This is a genomic window from Sphingomonas sp. OK281, from assembly GCF_900115295.1.
GTDB lineage: Bacteria > Pseudomonadota > Alphaproteobacteria > Sphingomonadales > Sphingomonadaceae > Sphingomonas.
Genome location: NZ_FOVZ01000009.1, coordinates 47,166 through 63,346 on the forward strand (window position 1 = coordinate 47,166; position 16,181 = coordinate 63,346).

Sequence of the window (16,181 nt, forward strand, 5' to 3'; positions counted from 1 at the left end):
TTTGAAGGTGGCGTGATGTCAGCCGATAAGTACGTGATCCCATCGCACCTCGACGATCCTGAGCTGATCGGGTTCTGGACGCTCGACGAGTTCCTCGCGATGGTTATCCCCTTCACTTGGGGGATCCTGTCCCAACACATCGTCATCGGGATCGGCTTAGCCGTCCTAGGCTGGTGGGCCCTTAGGAGGGCAAAGGCGGGACGGGCAACGTCGTGGCTGATTCATCTGGCGTATTGGCATCTGCCAGGCGGCTTCCCGTCGCTGCGCGCCACGCCACCTTCCTACCTCCGACTAATGGTGGGCTGACATGGATTTTTCCTACCAGCACGCGCAAAGCCAGCGCGTCCTTCGCCAGCGTAATGTCCTCGGTATAGCCGCACTCGTTCTTGCCGGTTTTGTTGCGCTCCTGCTCCTGATGTCGGCGACACGTAGCCGCGAAATCGTGCTGCAGCCTGTTCTTGGCTCGCCGGTCACGCTGTCCACGTCGGGTGTCTCGCGCGAGTATCTGGAGCTTGTGACTCGCGACACGGCCGTGCTGACGCTTAACCGCACGCCGAGCAGCCTCGACTATTGGATGAAGTCGGTTCTCGCGATCGTCTCGCCCAAGTCGCAGGGCAAGATCAAAGCCGACCTCCTCAAGATCGTTGACGAGCAGCGCGGCTCCAGCATGTCGCAGTATTTTACGCTCGAGGGCATGGAGATCGACCCCAAGGCGCTCCGGTCCACCGTGTCGGGCAAGCTCAACACGGTCATCGGCCAGAAGATCGTGTCATCCGAGCAGCGGACCTTTGTCTACGACTGGGAATATGCCGGCATGACCCTGAAGCTCGTCGGCTTCAGCATGGTCCAACCCAAGACCCGTCCGGGAGCTGCGATGTGACCGCAATCTACGCCCTTGGCAGCGCCGCGCTCGGCACTGCCCTCTCCAGCCGCACCTTTTGCTGGCTGAGCCGCATCGCCGGTGCAGCTCTAATTGCGGTCGCGATCTTCGTCTTTGCGGTCCCCGCCTTCGCGGCTGGCGACCAGACACTGATGGCCGACGACGGTGCGCAGGTATCCTGCAACGCGTCCGCCAAGGATATCACCCGGATCAGCCTCGTCGGCGACGAGTTCGCTGGTGTGTCCAAGATCAATACCGGCAACCCCTCGGACGACTTCTCGGTCGTCAACGAGCCGGTCCGCGGCGACATCTACCTGTCGGTCCCGGAGGGCTTCGGTCGCCAACTCCTGTCGTTCTTCGGCACCAGCAAGCGCGGCTACGTCTACAAGTTCCAGTGCCGGATCAGCGGCGACCAGGCGGTGCAGGTGTTCGTCTCGAACCCCGCGATCACCAAGGCCGACGCCGCGGAAGCCGGTACGACCACCAAGGTCACACAGACGTCCTCGCCGGAAGAAGCCGCTGTGACGCTGGTGCAGGCGATGTACGCCAACAAGACGGTCGACGGCTTCGAGATGCGTCAGCGCTCGCTCAAGCCCGTCTATGTCGGCGACCTCAAGGTTCAGATGATCGCTGAATATCGCGGCGACGCTCTTACCGGCCGCGTCCTGCGCATTGAAAACAAGGGTACCAAGGAAACGGTGCTGACCGAGGCCAGCGTGGCGCCATCGAGCGCGCTCGCGGTCTCGATCGCCGAACCCAAGCTCGCGCCGGGTCGGGTCACGACCGCTTACCTCGTCTCGCGGAACGGAAACTAAGCCATGGGCATCAAAGATATCTTCTCCCGCGAGCGCAAGCCGCTCGACGCTCCCGAAGTCGTTGACGGCGACGGTGTATCCCCGATCGCCTCGGAACTGGATGGCAACGTCGAGACCCGCAAGAAGCAGCAGATGAAGCTGGCGGCCGGCTGCGGCGTGGTTCTCGTTGCATCCTCGTTCTGGATCTTCGGCGGTGACGACGCGGTCAAGAAGATCGATCCCGATAGCGCGGACAAGAAGACGGTTTCGGTCAGCGACATGACCAACAAGACCAAGTCCGAGCAGGAGTGGATGGCGCAGTCGGAGAACCGCTTCCAGTCAAACGAAAACCAGCTGAAGGGTGTCGAGGGCACCAATGCCCGCGTCGCGCAGCTAGCCGAGCAGCTCGATGCAATGCGCGCGCAGAACCAGTCGATGTCGAGCGATGGCCAGCGGGTCGTATCCGCCTATCAGGCCGAAAACGATCAGTTGCGTCGGCAGGTCAACGAGCGTTCCGCAGCGCCTCCCCCGATGCCCGGGCCGCAGGCAATGTACGGTCCTGGTAGCGCCGCCCTCTACGGTCGCCCCGGCGCGGCGGGCGCTACTCCCGGTCCGGACCTTCCGCCTGCGCGCCTCAGCGAAGTTAAGATGGTCTCGTTTGGCTCCGCCGAGGCCGGTAATGCCTCGAAGGTTTCCAAGGGCAGCACGGTCTACACCGACAGTCCGAACTACCTTCCACCCAACAGCTTTGCGAGCGCCAAGGTCATCGTCGGTGTCGATGCCGCAGCCGGCACCAACAGCCAGACTGATCCTTTGCCCGTCGTCCTTCGAGTCACCGGCCCCGCGCGGTCGGTGCTGCAGAATGGCAAGCTGCTCACGACGAAAATCCAAGGCTGCCTCATCAACGGTGCGGCACGCGCGGAGCTTTCGAGTGAGAAGGTCTACGTTAAGCTGCAGAAGATGACCTGCCCTCAGCCGGGCGGTCGCTACGCGGTGTCGGAGGTCAAAGGCTTCATCGCGTTCGGCGGCAAGACCGGCGTTCGCGGACGTGTCGTCAGCCGCGAAGGGTCACTCGTCAGCCAAGCTTTCATTGCGGGCCTCGTCGGCGGGATCGGCAAGGGTTTCGCAGCCAATTCGAACTCTTTCCTCCAGGGCAGCAATGTTCAGGTCAACGGCAAGCGCCAGCAGCTCGGCATGGGTGATATCGCGCAAGGCGGGATCGGAAATGGCGTCGGCGAGGCTGGCGACATGGTCTCGAAATACCTGATCGAGCGTGCCGAGCAGTACCAGCCGGTCATCGAAATGCCGACCGGCGTCGACGTTGAAATCGTCTTCCTGGAGGGTGTTTATGTTTGGAACTGATAGCACCGCCGACAGGCGTCTGACCGTTGGTCGGGTGCTGGTCCTTCTTTTGGTTGTCGCAGCGTTCGTTGCTGCCGCGATCGGCGCGAAGGCCGCCTATGCCGCGCTTCGTCCGGCAGACGCATCGGTGATCGCCCTCCTGAAGGCCCGCTTGCCTAAAACGCAGGTCAGCAAGGTCGATTGCGCGATCGTCGATGGCCTCTGTGAAGTGACGGCCGGCAACAACCTGTTCTACGTCGATCGCTCGGTACGCTATCTCGTTATCGGTCGTGTCTACGACATGGAGAAGCGGCAGGATCTCACTGCAACCCGCCTTCTCGAGATCAATCCGGACACGCTGATTGGCGGCGCAGCCAAGGCCAACAACGCACCCGAAGGCGGCGAGCCCCCCATCGCCAAGGCTGCTGGCGCTGCTTCGCCGACAACCCCTTCACGAATTTCGCTCGACGGTCTCCCCAAAGATGGCGCGATCGTGTGGGGCAACCAGTCGGGCAAGACGGTCACGGTCTTCAGCGACTTCCGCTGCGGCTATTGCCGGGCGCTGTCGAACACGCTGCGCTCGATGAACGTCCGGGTGGTCGAACGGCCGATCTCGGTACTGGGCAGCCGCGACCTCGCCAATCAGGTGTATTGCGCAGAGAACCGCGAAACCGCGCTTCATCAGGCCTATGCCGGCGAGCCTCTTCGCAACGCCGCCACCTGCGACACCTCAGGCCTCGATGCCAATGAGCGCTTCGCTCGCTCGCACGGCCTGAACGGCACACCCGTCATCGTCCGCGCCGATGGCGCGATGATCGAGGGCTATCGTCCCAAGGAGGCTCTCGCCTCGTTCATCGCTGGAGGCCGGTCGTGAATAAGGTCCATGTTTGTCTCGCTGTCGCCCTTGCCTCCGGCACCATGATGACCGGCTGCACGACAATGGGCGGCAACATCAAGGGCAGCTTCACCTGCGTCGCGCCCGACGGCATCTGCGCGCCCAGTTCGAAGATCGATGATCGCGCTCTGGCGATGATCGCTGGCGAGGATGGCGATCGCTTGATTACGCCCGCTGGTCCCTACAGCGCGCCGCAAAGCGCCGGTCGCGGTTTCGACACCGCTGCCGTTGCGCCTGCGCGTAGCCAGGAGCGCGTGCTTCGCATCGTCTTCCCGGCGCAGATCGACGGCGCCGGTCGCCTGCACGAACAGACCGCGGTCCATGCCGTCGTCGAGCGCGGCGAATGGCAGCGCGCGCTTGCGAGCAACGCGGTCGCGACGACGCCAGCACAGGTTCAGGCGGCAACGGGCGGCGACACGTTGCTTGCAGCTGTCGACCGTGCCGATCCTCCCTTCATGGAGGATTCCGCAACTGCTGATCCAGATATGCCAAGCGCAGCTGCGGTTGCTGCCGCTCGCGTTCAGGCGGATCCTGTCGGTGACATCAAGGATCAGGTCGCGCGTCGGCTCTCGATAGCGCCGCGCCGCCTTTCGGTGTCGCCATCGGCACTCCGCACCCCGTCCGCGGTGACCTTTGGCTCGAAGTCGGCGTCCCCAACGCCAAACTTGCCGGTTGCCGTCGGCATGACCACCGCCTCCAAGCCCCTTTCCTCACCCGCGCCTGTCCGTCCGGCCTTTACGGCAACCTCGGCACTCACGGCGCCGAAGTATGTAACCCCTGCGGGTCGCGCCGCGATCGACGCAGTCAGCACCAACCCTGCCATCCGTGCAGGTCTTGCTCGCGCCGAACCTGAAGCGCGGGAGGTGGTAAAGGCGGCGAACGTGCTGCCCGTGCTGCGCGCGTCCTCGTTCCCCGGAGTTGTCCAGTGAGCATCTTCAAAGACTTGCTCGCCACCCTTCTTGGTGACTCCGCCAAGCCTGAAAATGGCCGCCCTTACACTGCCGTTCCCCGGTTCGTCCATTGGCTGCCCTACCGCGGCTACGACCCCAAGGCGCAAATCTATTACAACAGCGCATCGCGTGGTTTCTTCCTCGAAGCGACACCGATGATCGGCGCGACCGAGCAGAGCCACGAGATGCTCGCACAGTTGCTGTCCGAGGGCATTCCCACGCCGGGCGCTCTGCAGGTTCATGGCTGGATGAGCCCGCGCATCAGCGAGAAGCTTTCGCAGTGGTACATGCCGCGCTATTCCGCAGCGGGCATTTACGAGCGCATGGCGCGGCACCGCACCGAGTATTTGATGGGCGGCGTCTGGAACTCGCTGTCGGCATCAGCTCCATTTTGCCTGCGCAATCACCGCCTCGGCCTGTCCTACTCAACCCCGGAATCGAGCCGCGTGTCGAACGAGGAAATTACCTCGGTCATGGAAGGGCTGATCTCGGCGCTGGAGTCGCTCGGCGTCCATGCGCGTGCAGTTGACCCCAAGGGCCTCATCTCGTGGATCGATGACATCACCTCGCCGACGACGGCGCCCGGTGACGACACGATCACCTACAATCCGTTTGACCCGATCGCTGACCAGGCGGTGCGCCACAATCTGGAGATGAAGATCGAGCCGGACCGTATTCTGCTGCGCACCGAGCGGTTCCGCCCGACCGGCAAGACCGTCGAAAATGCGCCGGAGATCGGCGAGATCTACCCGGACACATTTGATGTCCGCTCCTTCTCGGTCCGTAACCTGCCGCAGCGCTGGGCGCCGTGGGACATGGCCAAGCTGATCGGCGACATGTTCGCCGACAAGCTGCGCATGCCCTGCCCGGTGTCGACCAACCTGTGCCTCGACTTCCCTGACGCCGAAGCCTCCGGGCAGCGCGCCGGCCGCAAGTTCATGCGCACCACCAGCCTCGCCGACAGCAAGTCCGCGCGCATGTTGCCACAGCTGAAGGACCAGTCCGAAGAGTGGCGTTTCGTGAAGGACGAGCTGCGCAAAGGCCGCAAGCTGGTGCAGGCTTTTTACTCGGTCACCTCGTTTAGCCCGAAGGGCAAGGGCGACGCCAATGAGCGCATCCTGAAGTCGGTGTACCGCGCGGCAGGCTGGGACCTGCTCGATGATCGCTATCTGCAGATCCAGGGCCTGCTCGCGGCGATGCCGATGACGATGGCTAATGGTCTGTCGTTCGACCTGAAGAACATGAAGCGGCTACGCACCATCCTGACCACGACGGCCGCAAGCCTCATGCCGCTCCAAGGCGAATATCTGGGCGGCAACAACCCGCATTTGATGCTGATCGGCAGGCGCGGTCAGCCCTTCTTCTGGTCGCCCTTTGAGAACACTGCCGGCAACCACAACGTCGCGGTTTTCGGCAAGTCGGGCTCGGGCAAGTCGGTGGCCCTGCAGGAGCTGTGCGCCTCGATGGTCGGTGCTGGTGCCAAGGTCGTCGTGATCGACGATGGCCGGTCGTTCGAGCATTCTGCCAAGCTGCAGAACGGCGCTTTCGTCGAGTTCACGATGTCGTCGGGCTTCTGCATCAACCCGTTCTCGATGATCGATCCAGTGCTGGCGGAGACCGATGAGGATTACCTCATGGACTGCTTCGCCATGCTGAAATCGATCGTGAACCAGATGGCGCGGCACATCGACAAGCTCGACGATACCGAGCGCGGCCTGATCGATGGCGCGATCAACAAGGTCTGGGCCGAGAAAGGCCGACAGGGCTCGGTCAACGACGTCATCGCAGCGCTCGATGAAACCACAAACCCGCTCGCCATCAATCTCGCGATCGCGATGCGCCCCTTCTCGACCAACGGCACCTATGGCCGCTTCTTCGAGGGCGAGGTTTCCTTCCAGCTCAAGAACAACCTGACGGTGTTCGAGCTGTCGGATCTGTCGTCGCGCGAGGAGCTTCGTAGCGTCGCGCTGACCGCGATCATGTTCATGGCGAGCCAGGCCATGCGTCGCGAGGACCGCTCTGTCCCCAAGGCGCTGCTGCTCGATGAGGCGTGGCAGATGCTCAAGGGCGGCTCGATGGCCGACTTCATCGAAGCCTATGCGCGTACTTGCCGCAAATACGGCGCGTCGCTGGTTACCGCCACGCAGAGCCTCAACGACTATTACAAGTCGGACGGGTCGAAGGCGGCACTCGAGAACAGCGACTGGTTCGTCATCCTGCAGCAGAAGGCGGAGACGATAGCCGACTTCAAGAAGCACGATCGCTTTGAGATGGACGATTATACCGATGCGCTGCTCCGCTCGCTGAAGCGGAACGGCTCCGAATACTCAGACGTGATGATCAAGGGGCCGGAGACGCTGGCGGTCGGTCGGCTCGTCCTCGATCCCTATTCGGCGACGGTTTACTCGTCATCGCCCCGCACGTTCGCGGCCATCCATGACCTGCTCGCGCAGGGTCTGACGATGGAAGAGGCGATCGAACGGGTCGCCTACCCCGACAATCCCGAGAAATGGACCGATCCGAGCGCCGATGAAGCGCTGGCGATCGCAGCGGAGTGACCACCATGGCAACCGTTCTTCAGCCCCTCCACGTCGAGCGCAAGTTCGACTACGGCTATTTCCTTTATTTCGGACTGCACTTCGCGGGCTTTATGGCCACGACGCTGCTGATGACGTGGGGCGTCTTCGTCCTGTTTTTCCTGCTCATCGGCAGCTTCTCGCTCGATGGCATGATGAACCATCTGCAGAACCTGACCAGCCGCTACCTCGCCGCGGACATTGGCCGGCTCGACCAGTTCAAGATGATCGTCGGTATCGCTCATATGGTCATCTCCGGCGCGATCATGTTCTTCCGCCGTCACGCTATTTTGCCGCATGATGCCGCCCGCCTGGAGCACGGCGCATGACCGAGGCCGTCGACACCCCCACGGCCGAGCCCGCTGTGACCGCTCCTGCCGCGATCACTGTCCGGCGCAAGACGGTGTTCGCAGGCTACACCGCCGTGCAGCTGCTGATCGGTGCGGCGCTCGTCCTCGCGCTGGTCTGGGCCATGTGGGTCACGAAGGCTGTGACTGCTGAAAAGCCGCAGCATATCGTCAAGGCAGACCTGTCCCGGATCGTTGGCGAGTACGTGCAGGCGCAAGCCCGCAGCGCGACCCCGCCCGACCAGGTCCAGGCGCAGATGCGCACGTTCATGGCATCGCTCGATACTGAGTTGCAGCGTCGCGGTGCGGCTGGTCAGGTCGTTCTCGTCGGCGAGGCAGTTCTGTCCAAGAGCGTGCCCGACATCACGGCCGACGTCGCCAGAGCCGTCTATGCCTCCGGCGTGAAGGCACCGATGCCGGCGACGCCTGCGCAGATGGGGTCGATGATGCAAGGTCAGGTGCCTGCCGCGCCGGCGATCGCGCCTGTCGAAATGGCGCAGGTCGCACCCGTTCCCGCCGCGCCGAACCCCTTTGCCGCAGTGCCTGCCCCCGCCACTGCGCAGGACGTCGCACCGGTTGATCCTTCGGTTGCCGGCGCCATGGTCTCAAGCTTTGGTGGCCCCGGTGGCCAGTAAGGCAATTGCAGCGCAAGCAGCGGCCCAGGGTTTCCGCCCCCGCAAACGCCTCTGGGCAGCGCTTGGCTTGTTCGTCGCCGGTGGTATCTCGCTGAACGCGATCGCCGAGTGGCGCGACACGCACGGGCTGCTCATCAACGCGTCGGAATCCCTGCCGAACTGGGCATTCGTGATTCACAAGACGGCAGTGCCCAAGCGTGGCGAGTATGTCTTTTTCGTGCCGCCTGCCGTGCCGCTCGTCATCAAGCATTTCGGTGCGAAGAAGCAGATGTTTGGCAAGATTGTCTACGGCATGCCGGGTGACACCGTCGTGCACCGCGGCGCGGATGTGTTCGTCGCCCGCAAGCTCGTCAGCCACATGAAGCCTGTCACCAAACTCGGCGAGCCGCTGGTGGCCGGCCCGACAGGCGTGATCCCGCAGGGCTGCTACTATGTCGGTAGTCCGCACAAGGACGGTTTCGACAGCCGTTATGCCGCGATCGGCTACGCCTGCTCGAACAAGATTGTTGGTGTTGGGCAGCCCATCCTGTGAAGCGAGCGATCGAGTCCTTTGTGATCGTCGCCCTGCTATCGATTTCGCTGACCTCGGCAACGCGCGCGAGCGATCACGGCGTGGTCGGCCAGGTCTTTCCGATTATCGAGCCGGATCTGCTGGCGACGATCGAGGCCCGCCTGCAGCGTCTCCAAGGCACGGGCGGGATCGACCGCATGAACGCGGAGTTCGCCAAGCGGTCCGAGGCGCGCGTGCGTCGGCCGAAGCCCGTCGCCGGTATCACCGCGGCGACGGAGTCACGCAGCTGGGCCTATGATCCGACGATCGTCATCGATCGTGACGTTCAGGACCAGAAGGGCAACTACATCGCCCGCGCCGGCCAGACCGTGAACCCGCTCGACTTCGTCGCGGTCCATCAGGCGCTGGTGTTCGTCGACGGTGATGACGCCGCACAGATGGAATGGGCAACGTCGCAATACAGCGATCTGAAGGCAAAAATCATCCTCGTGAGCGGCTCGCCGATTGAGGAAATGACCAACCGCAAGCGGCGCTTCTATTTCGACCAGGAAGGTCGCCTCACCGGCAAACTCGGCATTCGGCACACGCCGGCTGTCGCCGTTCAGAATGGCCGCGTCCTGAAGCTCTCCGAAATCAAGCTGAAGGGAATAAGCTGATGCCGTTGTGGCTCGACCTCCTGCGCACGCCGATGGCGGCTCCTGAAACCGACGATCTGCGTACCATGCGGCGGACCTTTCAGGTCCTTTGCGTTGCGTCCGCGATCGGCGTCCTTGCCATCTCGCCGCTGGTGCGCCTTTTCGGACGCCCCGCATCCTTCATGGTTGCGGCTTTGCTTATGACGACGGCGCTGCATACCGCGCTCTACGTCTTCCGAAAGAACCGCGCCGACAACGCCTTCCTCGACGCCGCACAGTCGTCGGAGGAGCACGCGTGAAGATCCTGCGCTTCCTGACGCTCTTGCTGGGTGCGTTCGTGCTTTCGACGACAGTTAGCCCGCGCGCGGAGGCGCAATCGAAGTGCTCGGGCAAATTCGTGAACCCGATCACCGACGTCTGCTGGTCTTGCCTCTTCCCGCTCTCGGTTGGCGGCCTGAAGATCTGGCCGAGCAATCGCGCCGACACGGAAAACCCGTCCCTCCCCGTCTGCGCGTGTGGCAGTCCGGTGCCGCGCATCGGTATCTCGGCTGGCTTTTGGGAGCCCGTGCGTCTTGCCGACGTCACCACCAAACCGTGGTGCTTCGTCAATCTGGGTGGCACGAAGATCGCGCCCGGCTTCGACATCGGACAGGGCCAGCTATCCGGACCATCGCAGACCGGCGGGAACGGGCAGAACACGTCGAAGTGGCACGTCCACTGGTACGTCTATCCGCTGCTCTACTGGATGGAGATCCTGACCGATTTCCTGTGCTTCGAGCAGGCGTCGTTCGACATCGCGTACATGACCGAGGTCGACCCGCTCTGGCAGGATGACTCGCTGACCGCGCTTATCAATCCTGAAGCCGTGCTCTTCTCGTCGCCGATCGCCCAGGCTGCGTGCGCGGGCGACTGCATCGCGGCAACGGCCAAGCTGCCGCTCGATGCGACCTTCTGGTGCGCTGGCTGTCAGGGGCCGATGTATCCGGTCAACGGCAACATCGCCGCCTCGATCGGTCATGTGCAGGCGTCGCGTCTCGCGCTTGCCCGCTTCGCCTTCAAAATCCATCGCGAAGGTCTCGCCTGGGGCACGATGGGCTCCAAGGGGCTTTGCAACAAGTATCCGATGCCGGTGCTGCGCAAGCAGCAATACCGCGTCCAGATGGTCAATCCGATCCCGATGGTCAGCGGCAAAATGGTCTGCTCGCCGCTCGGGGCCTCGACCATGCCACCACAGGCGGGCCGGTCCTTCCCCGTGAAGGGCGAGGACATGGGCTACCTCGTCTGGCGCAAGCGCAACTGCTGCGTGCTCTGAGGAGAGACAATCATGCGCCGCATCACCATCGTTATTGCTGCAATCGCCGGGCTCGCCGGCATTCAGGCGATCGCACAGACCGTCGACGGGCTCGATCTCGAGGCGATCAAGCGGCGCTCGGCCGCCATGCAGGGTGACGCCGACATTTTCGCCGAGCACGTCCGCAACCGCGGCGATGCCTTCCGCGAAGAGGCCGTCGCCATTCAGGCAAAAAGCAGCACCAACCTCATCGCGCTCGCGAAAGCGGATCTGCCAGTGAACGGGGACGGTGCGTTCGACTTCGACGAGATCATCAAGGGGGCCAGCCAGAACGTCGCCGGCACCAAGGGCGATGCGCCGCAGTTCATCGCCTTTGCGAGCCTGTCGATGCCGCCAGCAGCCCTTCGTCAGCTCATTGCCGACACGGCTAAGGCGGGCGGTGTGGTGGTCTTCCGGGGCTTCCCCAACAACTCGATGAAGGCCTTCAGCGCCATGCTGGGTAAGGTCGTCACCGACAAGGATCAGCTGTCCAATGTCGGGATCGATCCCCGGCTCTTTCGTGCATTCAACGTCGAGGCGGTCCCGACCTATGTCGCCGTCTCGACCGACTTCGATCTCTGCTCTGGGCTGAATTGCACCACCTCGGTGCCGACGCACGACAAGATCACGGGCAACGTCTCGGTTCGCTATGTGCTCGATACCTTCGTCGCGGCGCACGGCCCCGGTGCCGGGGTGGCCTCCGTCGCATTGCGTAATCTCAGCAAGGGCGTCTGAGTGAAGCGCGTCACTTTCTCTTTGCTACTGGCCGTCCTCGCAGGCGCCACTAGCGGCGTCGTCGCACAGACGACGATCGAGGAAGCACGCAAGCAGGGCGCTGATCTCGGAAAGTCGATGCGTGCTGACGAAAGCCTTGGTCCGAACGATGCCAAGCTCGCGCAACTGCCGGGATATGGCGGCACCGATCTGGCAGAGAAGGTCTATTTTGACGATCCCGACCGCCTGGTGGTCGATGGTGGCTCGAAAGCTGGCACCGACGAGGCGTTCGGCACCGTGACCGATCGCGCACGCACGCGTGCGACCTTCAGCAATGCCGAAATCCTGGCGGCGACTTCGCGCGGCACCGCGATCGAGAAGGACCCTGACACCTATCTGGGCGGTCAGAGCCTTGGCGGTGCCGAAGGAACATGCACTGCCCTTCCGCCGTCGGTAGGCTCAAAGGGGTATTATGAGGCCACCTGCAATAAGGGTTCTAAGGTCACCGACACGGTCGAGGCCTGCCGCGGGAACCTCGTACCGACCGTCATCAACACCGCTCGCTGGTTCTACTATGGTGCGCCTGACAAAAACGAAGGGAACGGCTTTGCCCGGACTACGGTCATGCAGGCCAAGGCCGCATCCGGTATCTGTCGAGCTGAACCCGTCTCAAAGCATATCTGCGACGCACAGATCGAACTTGGCGCAGGCGGAGGCAACGTCGAGGACTACCGCAAATACTGCAAACGGAACCTCAACGCGACCGCGCAGCTCTACTCGTGCTCTTCCGAGATCGCGGCCTCCGAAATCCCGTACCATCAGAATTTTGCTACCGGGACTGTCTATCTGAAAAAGGAAGGGACGCTTAGCGTTACCGTCGCCCGCAACGAAGGCACCTGCCCTGCGCTGGCGGCCGGCACGACGTGTGTCCCGCAAGCGACAGAGGTCTGCACCGAAGGCCCTGAAACCCGCATCATCGAAGGCGTGCCGGTCACGCAGGCATGCTGGGCATGGTCGCGTTCCTTCACCTGTCAGCGTCTCACGCCGGCCAGCGATTGCAGCTCGCTCGACGAAAACAAGCGGTGCAAATTCCTCCGCGACGAGTGTCTCGACGAGCCGCAAAGCGGCGCCTGCAAGGTGTCGCAGCGCGTCTATAGCTGCCCGCTGCCCGACGATAAGGCGCCGACAGACAAGCAATATGTCTGTGGCGGCGACGTTTATTGCCTCAACGGCAGCTGCGAGATGATCGAGCGCGAGGCCTCGACGGAGTTCAAGGATGCGCTGGTCGCGCTTCACTCGATCGGCGACGCTGGCAAGCAGTTCGACCCAGCGAACCTGACCGTGTTCTCCGGCGAGCGTGGCACCTGTTCCAAGAAGATCTTCGGTGCCTCGAATTGCTGTTCGGGCAGCGGCGTACCGCTCCTGACGCCATGGCTGTGCAGTTCGGCCGAAAAGCAGTTCGATGAGAAGGACGACAAGGGTCTTTGCCACAAGGTCGGGTCCTATTGTTCGGACAAGGTCCTGGGCGTCTGCGTCACGTCGAAGGATGCGTATTGCTGCTTCGGGAGCAAGCTCTCGCGCATCCTCCAGGAGCAGGGCCGTCAGCAGATCGGCAAAGCTTGGGCCAAGCCCAAGGACGAGACCTGCAAGGGCTTCACGATCGAGGAGTTTCAGCGCCTCGACCTGAGCCAGATGGATTTTTCCGAAGTCTATGCGGAGTTCATGGACGCAGCAAAGCTGCCCAGCGAGGTCTCCGTGATGGCCGACATTCAAACCAAAATTCAGGGGTACTATGACCTTCACGGGAGCAAATGATGTGACGGCTCCGGGGGGGCCATGTTCGATCGACATGTCGGTGCTCGATCTTGCCATTTTCCTTCGCATTCATCGGTCTGGCCGGGGCACGTCCGCAGGCGAGGTCGCGCAGACCATCTCGCACTGGTTTCAGTGCGCGATCGATCCGCTCGAGGTCGAGCAGGCCTTTCCGCGCATGGCGAACAAGGGCTGGCTGGTTCGCCGCGAGACCGGGATGCGCGCAACGATCATGGGGCGAAAGCATGGCCGCAGCCATCTTCGCGGCATCGTCCGGATGCTCGATCAGGGCACCCGGATGCTCGACGTCGCCGCGATGATGTCAGTTCTCAAACTCGCAATGATTGAGCTCGACGGGGAGCATGATGATGACGACGATCAAGACTAAACCTGCCGGCCGGCTGACCGCCGCCATTCTAATGCTGCTTGCAGCAACGGCGCCCGTGGCGACGCCGGCACTCGCGCAATCCGTCGACCTGCAGAGTGCGGCAATGGCTGACGCGATCGGTGACGAAGATGCGCAGGCGACCAGCGCCGTGGTCGAGCCCGAATTTGACCGTACGTCTGACGCCGCGGAACAGCAGCAGGCCGGCGACTTCTATTGTGGCGAACGGAAACTCGGCCAGTGGTTCTACTGCGAGAAGCCCAAGGCTAAGCCGTCCGCCCCACAAGCGTCCCCACAGCGGCAGCAGTCGTCCACGGCGCAGCTGAAGGCGATCACCAAGCAGCTTGACGAACTGAAGGCACGCGCCATCCTCGAGCCGACGGAAGCGAACGTCATCGCCTACGTCCGTTATCAACGCGAACAGCTCGATCGCGCGTCGACCTTCTCCGATACCTGGCAGCGTGCGCTCTGGCAGAACCCGGACATCGACTACACGCTGCAGCGGCCGGTCTCGACCGTCGCCAAGCGGGCATGGACCGATAACCGCTCGGCGACCCGCAACCAGGTCCTGTCGCAGCTCGGTCAGCGCTACGGCATGTTCTATTTCTTCGCGCAGTCCTGTGCGGCGTGCGAGGTCTTTTCGCCGATCCTTCGCTCGGTCGCCGACAGCCACCGGATCACCGTCATGGCAGTTTCGACGGATGGTGGACCAAGCCGGCAGTTTCCCAACTACGTCGTCGATAGCGGACAGCGTCAGCGCATGGGCGTGCCGCTCGCTACGCCGGCGCTGGTCCTGTTCGACACCGTGACCCGCAAGACCGTGCCTATCGGGTTTGGGGTCATGTCGGCCGACGAGGTCATGGAACGGATCTTCATGCTCACCAACGCCAAGGTCGGGAGCGACTTCTGATGGCGAACACCCCCTCTCCTAGCCCTTCACCCTTCCGCGCCATTCTTCGCCGGACCGCCGCGGTTGCCATGAGCCTGGGTGCTGCCAGCATGATCCCGGTCGGGATGGCACGCGCCGATGTAGCTGGCCAGATGAACAGGTTCTTCCAGGATGCCGGAGGTGCCGCCAATGTCACTGGGCCGAGCGCCTATCAGGGACAGACGGCCGGCTATTATTCGATGGGCAACGTCTGGACCCGCTTCCCGCAAAAGAGCGTACAGCCCTTCAACCTCCAGATGCCCAAGGTGTCCGCGGGCTGTGGAGGCATCGACCTGTTCACCGGCTCCTTCTCGTTCATCAACGGCGCTGAGATGGTCGCGATGCTGAAGGCGACTGCCAACAATGCGCTCGGCTTCGCTTTTCAGCTCGCGATCGACAGCGTCTCGCCCGAGATCGGCAAGGTCATGGATACCATGGCCAACAAGGCGCAGCAGATGAACCAGATGAACATATCTTCGTGCGAGGCAGCACAGGGTCTGGTCGGCTCGGTATGGCCGAAAATGGCGGGGGCGCGTTCGACGATCTGCGCGGCGGTCGGCAACAGCCAGGGCAAATTCTCCGACTGGGCGCGATCGCGGCAGGGCTGCGGCGCGGGTGGCGAACAGGACGCCACCCTCGAGGGCAACACCGATCCGGCGATGGCCGACAAGATCCCCGGTAGCCCGCGGAATTACACCTGGGATGCGATCAAGAAGTCGAACAAGTTCGGGAGCACCGATCAGCAATTTTCGGAATATCTCATGACGCTTGTCGGTACGATCGTCATCAATCCGAAGGCCCCGGCCGGAGCGATCGTCGGCTTCGTGGGCCCGGCCGAGGATGCAGTCGTCACCGCTCTCCTCGACGGCACCGCGACGGGCACGCCAGTCAAGATCCTTCATTGCGACGAGGCAGAAGCATGCCTCAACATGACCGAGCAGACTCTGCAGGCGGGGCCGGGGCTGCGGTCGAAGATCAAGGGTATGATCGACTCGATCAACTCGAAGATCCGCACCGATGCAGCTCTCGATGCAGCCGAGCAGCAGCTTCTCAACATGACAACACTGCCACTCTACAAGATGCTGGCGGTCCAGGCGATGGCGCACCAGAATTTCGCCGACGGCGAGACCAGCGCGCTTGCCGAGATCGTCTCGGTCAACCTGCTCTCGTCGATGATCGAGAACATGCTCGACCGCATCACCCAGTCGACCATTCAGGTTCAGCCGGCCGACGCCGAAATGGGCCAGATGTGGCGCGAACAGCTTGCCCAGGCGCGCACGCGCTACGCTCAGCGTGACGTCAAGCTGAAGGACACGCTGAACCAGACGATCGCGCTCATCAATAAGTCGGTGATGCTCGAATCCACCCTTCAGAACAGCATGTCGCCGGCGATGTCTGCATCGCTGAATTTCTCGCGGGGCCTGAGTGCTCAAGGCCTCAACTAGGAC

The 16,181-nt window shown here is 62.8% G+C and carries 18 protein-coding genes; all 18 read left to right on the top strand.

What is annotated here, in order from left to right; all coding sequences use genetic code 11:
* Window positions 1-15 precede the first annotated feature (15 nt).
* The 18 genes from traL (at window position 16) to BM244_RS21120 (ending at window position 16,178) form a co-directional block, all read left to right on the top strand.
* Window positions 16-306 carry a type IV conjugative transfer system protein TraL gene (gene traL / locus BM244_RS21035; RefSeq protein ID WP_031439148.1) on the top strand — a complete coding sequence of 97 codons (291 nt, stop codon included), beginning with the start codon at window positions 16-18 and terminating at the stop codon, window positions 304-306.
* A 1-nt stretch (window position 307) separates the two neighbouring features.
* A complete protein-coding gene (locus BM244_RS21040) occupies window positions 308-880 on the top strand; it encodes a type IV conjugative transfer system protein TraE (protein WP_093400878.1) in 573 nt (190 codons plus the stop codon).
* Window positions 877-1,695: a type-F conjugative transfer system secretin TraK gene (locus BM244_RS21045; RefSeq protein WP_093400879.1), complete on the top strand. Its 819-nt coding sequence runs from the start codon at window positions 877-879 to the stop codon at window positions 1,693-1,695. The genes BM244_RS21040 and BM244_RS21045 overlap by 4 nt, the downstream gene beginning before the upstream one ends.
* Before the next feature lie 3 nt (window positions 1,696-1,698).
* Entirely contained in the window at window positions 1,699-3,036 is a 1,338-nt protein-coding gene (locus BM244_RS21050) for a TraB/VirB10 family protein (protein ID WP_093400880.1), read from the top strand.
* Complete coding sequence (locus BM244_RS21055; protein ID WP_093400881.1) at window positions 3,023-3,889, top strand: DsbC family protein; 867 nt, start codon at window positions 3,023-3,025, stop codon at window positions 3,887-3,889. Before BM244_RS21050 ends, BM244_RS21055 begins: the two co-directional genes overlap by 14 nt.
* Window positions 3,886-4,839, top strand: coding sequence for a conjugal transfer protein TraV (locus BM244_RS21060; RefSeq protein WP_139227052.1), 954 nt, complete (start codon window positions 3,886-3,888; stop codon window positions 4,837-4,839). The genes BM244_RS21055 and BM244_RS21060 overlap by 4 nt, the downstream gene beginning before the upstream one ends.
* On the top strand, window positions 4,836-7,418 hold the full coding sequence (traC, locus tag BM244_RS21065) for a type IV secretion system protein TraC (protein WP_093400883.1): 2,583 nt from the start codon (window positions 4,836-4,838) through the stop codon (window positions 7,416-7,418). Before BM244_RS21060 ends, traC begins: the two co-directional genes overlap by 4 nt.
* 5 nt (window positions 7,419-7,423) lie before the next feature.
* Window positions 7,424-7,765 carry a hypothetical protein gene (locus BM244_RS21070; protein WP_093400884.1) on the top strand — a complete coding sequence of 114 codons (342 nt, stop codon included), beginning with the start codon at window positions 7,424-7,426 and terminating at the stop codon, window positions 7,763-7,765.
* Window positions 7,762-8,418, top strand: coding sequence for a TrbI F-type domain-containing protein (locus BM244_RS21075; protein WP_093400885.1), 657 nt, complete (start codon window positions 7,762-7,764; stop codon window positions 8,416-8,418). Before BM244_RS21070 ends, BM244_RS21075 begins: the two co-directional genes overlap by 4 nt.
* Complete coding sequence (locus tag BM244_RS21080) at window positions 8,399-8,950, top strand: S26 family signal peptidase (protein WP_093400886.1); 552 nt, start codon at window positions 8,399-8,401, stop codon at window positions 8,948-8,950. The genes BM244_RS21075 and BM244_RS21080 overlap by 20 nt, the downstream gene beginning before the upstream one ends.
* A 20-nt stretch (window positions 8,951-8,970) precedes the next feature.
* Window positions 8,971-9,585 carry a type-F conjugative transfer system protein TraW gene (gene traW / locus BM244_RS21085; RefSeq protein WP_254784704.1) on the top strand — a complete coding sequence of 205 codons (615 nt, stop codon included), beginning with the start codon at window positions 8,971-8,973 and terminating at the stop codon, window positions 9,583-9,585.
* Window positions 9,585-9,863 carry a hypothetical protein gene (locus tag BM244_RS21090; protein WP_056413874.1) on the top strand — a complete coding sequence of 93 codons (279 nt, stop codon included), beginning with the start codon at window positions 9,585-9,587 and terminating at the stop codon, window positions 9,861-9,863. The genes traW and BM244_RS21090 overlap by 1 nt, the downstream gene beginning before the upstream one ends.
* Complete coding sequence (traU, locus tag BM244_RS21095) at window positions 9,860-10,876, top strand: conjugal transfer pilus assembly protein TraU (RefSeq protein ID WP_093400888.1); 1,017 nt, start codon at window positions 9,860-9,862, stop codon at window positions 10,874-10,876. Before BM244_RS21090 ends, traU begins: the two co-directional genes overlap by 4 nt.
* 12 nt (window positions 10,877-10,888) lie before the next feature.
* On the top strand, window positions 10,889-11,629 hold the full coding sequence (gene trbC / locus BM244_RS21100) for a type-F conjugative transfer system pilin assembly protein TrbC (RefSeq protein WP_093400889.1): 741 nt from the start codon (window positions 10,889-10,891) through the stop codon (window positions 11,627-11,629).
* Window positions 11,630-13,423, top strand: coding sequence for a conjugal transfer protein TraN (locus tag BM244_RS21105; RefSeq protein ID WP_093400890.1), 1,794 nt, complete (start codon window positions 11,630-11,632; stop codon window positions 13,421-13,423). It abuts the gene before it with no gap.
* 34 nt (window positions 13,424-13,457) lie between these two features.
* Window positions 13,458-13,808: a hypothetical protein gene (locus tag BM244_RS21110; RefSeq protein ID WP_093400891.1), complete on the top strand. Its 351-nt coding sequence runs from the start codon at window positions 13,458-13,460 to the stop codon at window positions 13,806-13,808.
* On the top strand, window positions 13,789-14,715 hold the full coding sequence (locus BM244_RS21115; protein ID WP_254784706.1) for a conjugal transfer protein TraF: 927 nt from the start codon (window positions 13,789-13,791) through the stop codon (window positions 14,713-14,715). The genes BM244_RS21110 and BM244_RS21115 overlap by 20 nt, the downstream gene beginning before the upstream one ends.
* A 68-nt stretch (window positions 14,716-14,783) precedes the next feature.
* Window positions 14,784-16,178 (top strand): conjugal transfer protein TraH, encoded by a 1,395-nt coding sequence (locus BM244_RS21120; RefSeq protein ID WP_254784729.1) that lies wholly within the window; start codon window positions 14,784-14,786, stop codon window positions 16,176-16,178.
* The last annotated feature ends 3 nt before the right edge of the window (window positions 16,179-16,181 follow it).

Excerpts from the sequence above, each read along its gene's own strand:
- traL (WP_031439148.1), top strand. The coding sequence starts at position 16 with ATGTCAGCCGATAAGTACGTGATCCCATCGCACCTCGACGATCCTGAG.
- BM244_RS21040 (WP_093400878.1), top strand. The coding sequence starts at position 308 with ATGGATTTTTCCTACCAGCACGCGCAAAGCCAGCGCGTCCTTCGCCAG.
- BM244_RS21050 (WP_093400880.1), top strand. The coding sequence starts at position 1,699 with ATGGGCATCAAAGATATCTTCTCCCGCGAGCGCAAGCCGCTCGACGCT.
- BM244_RS21055 (WP_093400881.1), top strand. The coding sequence starts at position 3,023 with ATGTTTGGAACTGATAGCACCGCCGACAGGCGTCTGACCGTTGGTCGG.
- BM244_RS21070 (WP_093400884.1), top strand. The coding sequence starts at position 7,424 with ATGGCAACCGTTCTTCAGCCCCTCCACGTCGAGCGCAAGTTCGACTAC.
- BM244_RS21075 (WP_093400885.1), top strand. The coding sequence starts at position 7,762 with ATGACCGAGGCCGTCGACACCCCCACGGCCGAGCCCGCTGTGACCGCT.
- BM244_RS21090 (WP_056413874.1), top strand. The coding sequence starts at position 9,585 with ATGCCGTTGTGGCTCGACCTCCTGCGCACGCCGATGGCGGCTCCTGAA.
- trbC (WP_093400889.1), top strand. The coding sequence starts at position 10,889 with ATGCGCCGCATCACCATCGTTATTGCTGCAATCGCCGGGCTCGCCGGC.
- BM244_RS21110 (WP_093400891.1), top strand. The coding sequence starts at position 13,458 with ATGTCGGTGCTCGATCTTGCCATTTTCCTTCGCATTCATCGGTCTGGC.
- BM244_RS21115 (WP_254784706.1), top strand. The coding sequence starts at position 13,789 with ATGACGACGATCAAGACTAAACCTGCCGGCCGGCTGACCGCCGCCATT.
- BM244_RS21120 (WP_254784729.1), top strand. The coding sequence starts at position 14,784 with ATGAGCCTGGGTGCTGCCAGCATGATCCCGGTCGGGATGGCACGCGCC.